A 6,444-nucleotide genomic window follows, 5' to 3' on the forward strand; every position below is an offset into this window, starting at 1 on the left:
GCATCAGACTATTTTTCCCTTTTCAAAATGCATCACCTGTGCCTGTAAATACGCTACTTCATCTACATGATGGGTCACATAAATCATGGGTAAATCTGTTTGATGAATCACAATTTTCAGAAAGGGTAAAATCTGGTTTTTCAGCTTTTGATCCAGTCCATTTAAAGGTTCATCCAAAAGTAATAGATCGGGAGAAGATAAAAGTGCACGTCCAATAGAAACGCGCTGTGCCTGTCCACCAGAAAGCTGATGCGCCCGATGCCGAAGTAGTGGCTTTAATTCGAGTAACTCCACAATGTCTTCAAACGTAAATTTCTGCTGACCTTTATTTTTTATATTTAGCTGTTCTGCATATTTCAAATTCTGCATGACATTCAGATGCGGAAACAGTAGGGCTTGCTGAAAAATCAGGGCAATTTTTCTTTGATGAACAGGAATATTCAGTTTCTGCTGATGATCAAATAATATTTTTTGCTGAAAATGAATAAAGCCTTGTGATGGTTTTAATAGCCCTGCAATATTTTTTAAAAAGGTGCTTTTCCCACTTCCTGATGCCCCCACAATACCAATCAACTGCGATTGCATATCCAGATTGGCCTGTAGCTGGAAATTTGCGTAATTAAACTGAAAATCACACTTCAGCATCTTAAGCCTCCAATTTACGTTGATACTTCTGCATGATCCAGTAATTTGCAATCAAGGCAGAAAAAGCCAGAATCAGAGATAAAATGACCAGACGCATGGCCATGCTTTCTCCATCAGGCTGCTGTAACAGACTATAAATGGCGATGGGAATCGTGCGGGTTTCTTCTGGAATATTGCCAACAAAGGTAATGGTGGCACCAAATTCTCCCAGACTGCGGCTGAAACATAAAATGCTACCGATTAAAATTCCAGGCAAAGCCAGAGGCAGGCTAATGCTACAGAATACCCGCCATGGTGCAGCGCCTAGAGATCCTGCCACCTGTTCTAATTGCCGGTTGATCATTTGAAAAGACAAACGAATCGGTTGTACCATTAAAGGAAATGCCACAATGATTGCTGCCAGTACCGCACCTTTCCAGTTAAATATCAGCTGAATTCCCCATGCATGCAGATATTGCCCTAACATCCCCTGATGACCAAACAGCAGGAGCAGAAGATACCCCAGTACCACCGGCGGTAGCACCATGGGCATCTGCAATATCGCCTCTACAAGAAATTTGGCTCGGAATTCATAACGTGCCAGCAACCATGCCACGGTAATGGCAAATGGCAGGCACACTGCTGTGGCAAAGCCCGCCACTTTGGCTGAAAGCATCAAGGCATTCAATTCTTCTGGTGTAAGCATCATCAGTTATGGAACCTTGAGCTTAAAACCATATTTCTGGAAAATCTGCCTGGCCCTTGGACTCGTCTGGATAAATTCAGAAAATTGGATTGCTGCCTGATTTTTCTGGCCTTGCCGGGTTAAAGCAATCGGATACACAATCGGACGATGTGTACTGGCTGGAAATACTCCCGAAATTCTGACTTTTTTACTCATCAAGGCATCAGTTCTATACACAATACCGACCTGACATTCGCCACGTTCTACAAATGCGAGAGTTGAACGGACGCTGTCCGTACCGACAATTCTGCCGCGAAGCGGATTCAACCAGCCCAGCCGGATTAAGCTTTGCTGGGCATATTTTCCAGCAGGCACCGATTCCATTTGTCCGGTACATAAATAACCTTGAAAGGCCTGAGCAAAATTAAAGTTGGCTGACATTTTAAAATGATTTTTTTTCTGAAGTGGACTAATCAATACCAGTTCATTTAAAAGCAAAGGTCGAATCTGACCGATCTGAATTTTTTGTTTCTTGATCAAATCATTCATCCAGTCCAGGTCTGCAGAGAAAAATAGATCACTGCTGGCTCCCGCTGCAATTTGTTTCGCCAATACCGAAGATGCAGCAAAAACCGGAACGATCTGGATGTCCCGATGCTGTTGCTCATACAGCTTGGAAATATCAGTAATCGCATTGGTCAGGCTGGCTGCAGCATATATTCTAACTGTCTCGGCATGCAGCATGGAGCTAGTCAACAGCACGCCAGTGAGTAGAACTTTGAATAAATCCATCTTTCTCATTCTATGTGATTCGAATATTGAGAATTGCGACAGGCATTTCAAATCAGTAAACCTTGTACCACATGCCCGGCTTGGATTTCTGTTGCTGCCGGAATACGTACCAGACAATTGGCCTGCATCAGATTACTCAACATATGCGACTGCTGTTTCGCCAGGCTTTTGAGCTTTAAAGTACCCTGATCAAATTCGGCAGCCATTCTTAAAAAATGTTCACGTGCATCCGCTTTCAAATCATGTGTCATTACCGCACTAAGCCATGCAGGTGACTGCTTTTGCCCTTGTAAGGCATTCAGTAAAGTTGCCGTATAGATTTGCATCCCGACATACACGGCAGCCGGATTTCCCGGCAAACCCAAGAGATAACAGTAACCTTGATCATCTCGACGATACTTGGCAAATAACATCGGTTTTCCGGGCTTCTGCTTCACTTTCCAGAAAATCTGCTCAAAACCTTGCTCCAGGGCAACAGGACGAATGAAATCATAATCACCCACCGAAACCCCGCCTGTGGTCAATATGAAGTCGTATTGGTTTTTAAGACGATGTATTAACGTTTGCAGCTCATACTCATTATCTGAAACATGCAGAATATCTACGTTTTGACCCTGTGATTGAAACCAGGCCTGAATCAGTGGAGCATTGGCGTCAAAGATTTTTCCGGAATTCAGGTCTTCAATGCTGGAAGCGACTTCATCTCCAGTAATCACAACAGCAATTTTAGGATAACAATAGACTGAAACCTGCTTCACGCCTGCCATACTTAAAGCTGCAATTGCACCTACATGCAGTTTTTGACCTGCATCTGCCAGACGCTGCCCTTGTGCGATTTCCTCGCCTGCATCACGTATATCCGTATGAGGTTTTAGGTCTGTTGTGATAATGATTTGATTGGCATGGCATTTGACAATTTCCTGACGGGCGACCGTTGTAGTTCCTGCTGGAATCCTGGCACCGGTAAAAATCCGGACCGCCTGACCTGGCCGCAGTTCAATTTCAGTGCCTTGTCCTGCCCGCATCTCTCCAATGAGTTCAAAAGTGCTGTGTGCATTAACATTTTCTGGACTGCAAAGCGCATAGCCATCTACAGCACTTTGTGAAAACAGCGGCAATGGAATGGCCGAATCAATCACTTCTGCCAGATAGAGATTCAGAGCCTGAGCCAGCGGCAGGCTTTCAGTTGCCAAGACATGCGTCTGCTCAAGTATCATCTGCAGCGCCTGATCAACAGAAATCAGTCCCGGCTCAGCGCCGCAGGCTGAATGCGATAGTGCCTGATTCATTGATAACCTCCCGCATGTGGAATATTTTTTTGCACATCAAACAAGTGCACCAACGCTGGAAGTACCGCGATCAGGGATTCTTTCGCACCCTGCCGACTTCCCGGCAGGGTCATCACCAGACTGTTCTCAATATAGCCAGCCACGCCACGACTTAATGCCGCATAAGGGGTACGTTTCTGCCCAAAACTACGTGAAGCTTCCATCAAGCCGGGAATTTCCCGTTGCAGCAAAGGTTGCAGGGTTTCGACGGTCAGGTCTTTAGGACCTAAGCCAGTACCGCCCACAGTTAGAATCAGCGGATACTGATTTTTCTGCTGTTCAATCAGGGTCAAGAGCTGTTCTGGGCTATCGGGAATGACCTGATAATTAATAGCGTCAAAATTGGCTTCTTTTAAAATTTCCATTACGTTTTGTCCGGCAGTGTCCGGCTTTTTGCCTGCTGCAACCGTATCGGACAGCACAATAACCGAAGCGGACAGACTCTCTTTAAGTACGCGGGTAAAATGTGATTTTCCGCCTTTTTTCTGCTGCAACCTGCATTGATCCAGCGACAAATCTTCCGGTTCACAATGCGGCTTCAGCATGTCATACAAGGTCAGACCTGCCAGACTGACCGCTGTCAAAGCTTCCATTTCCACACCAGTTGGTCCAATGGTTTCAACAGTAGCAATAATTTCGACATGTGCATCACACAGTTCATATTCCACATCGGCACGATAAATCGGTAATGGATGGCACAATGGAATCAGCTCATCGGTCCGTTTGGCACCTAGAATGCCGGCAATGCGTGCTGTTTTCAGGGCATCACCTTTTTCAGTATTGCCATTACGCAGCAACTCAATGCAATGTGGCGGTGCATGCAGGATTCCAGTGGCAATTGCTGTACGGTAACTTTCTGCTTTCATCCCTACATTTTTCATGATTCATCCCAGGCTAATTTTAAAATCTGTTTTAAAGTGATTCATCTTATGCATTCTCATTGGACGCATTTAATTAGATGGTGATTGGCAAGCGTGTTCTGCTACATGGTGATGGTGACAATGCGCTTCTTCTGCATGATGAGAGTGATTAGTTTCAGGTCCATGATCTTTTCGGATACAACAGCCTTCCACATACTGGCTGCTACCATCCAGATAAAACTCTTCTTTCCAGACCGGAACCTCATGCTTCACCCGTTCCACAACTTCCTCACAGGCAGCGAAGGCCTCACGACGATGGGCCGCATAAGCCATAGCAATGATAGCTGTTTCTCCAATCCCCAACTCACCAATCCGATGCACCACCCGGACATAAGACACCTGGTATTTGGTCTGGATCTGCTGTTCAATTTCACGAATCATTTTTTCAGCCACAGGCGCATAGGCGGTATATTTCAGGGCACGCACAGCTTTCCCCTGATGATGGTTACGTACTGTTCCGACAAAGATGCCGATTCCACCACATTCCGGAAAATGCTGGATACCATCAAAATCCTCCAGACTAAAAGCAGTCTGCTGGATTCGGGCAAATTGTTTTAATAGTTTGAGTTGCATCTCAGCCTCCTGCGACCGGCGATAACAGCACCAGCGTACTGTCCCGATTTAAAACGTTCTGTCTGGAAATAATGTCTTCACCGATTGCACATGCACAACGTTCCAGCATGGTCTGTATATCAGGATAAATGGATAGCAACTGGTTCAGGACTTCAGAAACATGAATTTCAGACTCGCATTGCAAATTTAAATCTGCTGGAAGTTGTCGTTCAATCGCACCGAAGGCTTCTATTTTGATATGAATTAATTTTTGCTGAGTGAGTGACATATTTATCCTCCAATGCTGTGCATGCTGATTTTGCGGATCGGCTTTTGTATTGGTGTTTGCTGGATCGCATGGAAGCCGGCTTCCTTATGCCAGATATAAGCGTGGAGCTTGTGCTGAAATGTCTGTGTGGCGAAATGATCCAGCGCCAGTTGTTCGATATCTGCCTTAAGGTTCAGGCCTTGTCTGGCAAATAAACAGTTATAAAATTCACCTTGGGCATTGAGGCGCAGGCGGTCACAATCACCGCAAAATGAATGGGTAATGGTAGAAATAATCCCCAAAGGCTGCCCATTGACCAGATAGCCACGGGCTGGATTGGCGCCCTGTCCTGGTGATACCCGGACATCAAATTCGGTTTTCAGTTGATCTAGGATGTCCTGCTCACTGATGACATCAGACGGGTTCCATTTCTGATCGCCATCGAGGGGCATAAACTCAATAAAACGCAGTTCTACAGCCTGATGCTGTGCCCATTTCACCAAAGGAATAATCTGATTGTCATTGATGCCTTTGATGAGCACACTATTGATCTTGACGGTCAAACCTGCCTGCTGTGCGGCAGAAATACCTTGAAGTACAGGCTGTAACTGTTTTTGGGTCAGTTGCTGAAACTGCTTTGGATCAAGACTGTCTAGACTGATATTCAGATCGTCCAGTCCTGCCTGTTTAAGCGCTTGAGCATAATCTTTTAAATAATGGCCATTACTGGTCATGGAAATACGTTTCAGGCCAATTGCTTTCAATGTCTGTAAGCGGGCAATAAAATGAACGATGCCTTGACGCATCAACGGTTCGCCCCCCGTCACGCGGATCTGCTCAATCCCGTGTCGCACCATAAACTCGCAAAAAGCATACAGGGCTTCAAAACTGAGCAAATCTTTTTTATTCATCCATTCCGGATGTTCAGGCATGCAATAGCTGCATTTGAAATTACAACGGTCAGTCACCGAGATCCGCAACTTACGTTTCTGGCGTCCAAACTGATCCTGAAAGATACTGCGAGGTGCTAAAGCTGTCATGCTGTTCATTGCTGCGGTCCATGATGAGATCTGCACGGTTATTTAACAGTCTTGATTTACTACCCTATTTCTTCACAATGAATGAGCAATAAGTGTTCCAACTTTGCACAAATTTATTTTTAAATAGGGTCTGTTGACATTTACTGTTTATAATTAACCCTATAAAGGTAGCCATAAAAATATACAGGCTAAAGCAACAGAACTTTGATAATTTCTTTTGAGCTTGTCATATCGA

At 44.9% G+C, this 6,444-nt stretch carries 8 protein-coding genes; all 8 read right to left on the reverse strand.

What is annotated here, in order from left to right; genetic code table 11:
- Positions 1-3 precede the first annotated feature (3 nt).
- The gene (locus AC1IR0_RS15350) at positions 4-645 is read right to left on the reverse strand and encodes an ATP-binding cassette domain-containing protein (protein WP_409653975.1); all 642 of its coding nucleotides are present in this window, start codon (positions 643-645) and stop codon (positions 4-6) included.
- A gap of 1 nt (position 646) precedes the next feature.
- On the reverse strand, positions 647-1,330 hold the full coding sequence (gene modB / locus AC1IR0_RS15355) for a molybdate ABC transporter permease subunit (RefSeq protein ID WP_409654126.1): 684 nt from the start codon (positions 1,328-1,330) through the stop codon (positions 647-649).
- 6 nt (positions 1,331-1,336) lie between these two features.
- The gene (gene modA, locus AC1IR0_RS15360; RefSeq protein ID WP_409653972.1) at positions 1,337-2,101 is read right to left on the reverse strand and encodes a molybdate ABC transporter substrate-binding protein; all 765 of its coding nucleotides are present in this window, start codon (positions 2,099-2,101) and stop codon (positions 1,337-1,339) included.
- A gap of 47 nt (positions 2,102-2,148) precedes the next feature.
- Entirely contained in the window at positions 2,149-3,390 is a 1,242-nt protein-coding gene (locus tag AC1IR0_RS15365; RefSeq protein ID WP_409653968.1) for a molybdopterin molybdotransferase MoeA, read from the reverse strand.
- A complete protein-coding gene (gene moaCB / locus AC1IR0_RS15370; protein WP_479741544.1) occupies positions 3,387-4,310 on the reverse strand; it encodes a bifunctional molybdenum cofactor biosynthesis protein MoaC/MoaB in 924 nt (307 codons plus the stop codon). Before moaCB ends, AC1IR0_RS15365 begins: the two co-directional genes overlap by 4 nt.
- A 69-nt stretch (positions 4,311-4,379) precedes the next feature.
- Complete coding sequence (locus AC1IR0_RS15375; protein WP_479741545.1) at positions 4,380-4,922, reverse strand: molybdenum cofactor biosynthesis protein MoaE; 543 nt, start codon at positions 4,920-4,922, stop codon at positions 4,380-4,382.
- 1 nt (position 4,923) lies between these two features.
- On the reverse strand, positions 4,924-5,190 hold the full coding sequence (locus tag AC1IR0_RS15380) for a MoaD/ThiS family protein (protein ID WP_114541240.1): 267 nt from the start codon (positions 5,188-5,190) through the stop codon (positions 4,924-4,926).
- Between the two features lie 2 nt (positions 5,191-5,192).
- Positions 5,193-6,218: a GTP 3',8-cyclase MoaA gene (moaA, locus tag AC1IR0_RS15385; RefSeq protein WP_479741546.1), complete on the reverse strand. Its 1,026-nt coding sequence runs from the start codon at positions 6,216-6,218 to the stop codon at positions 5,193-5,195.
- Between the last annotated feature and the right edge of the window lie 226 nt (positions 6,219-6,444).

The organism is Acinetobacter sp. 129952 (assembly GCF_056642055.1).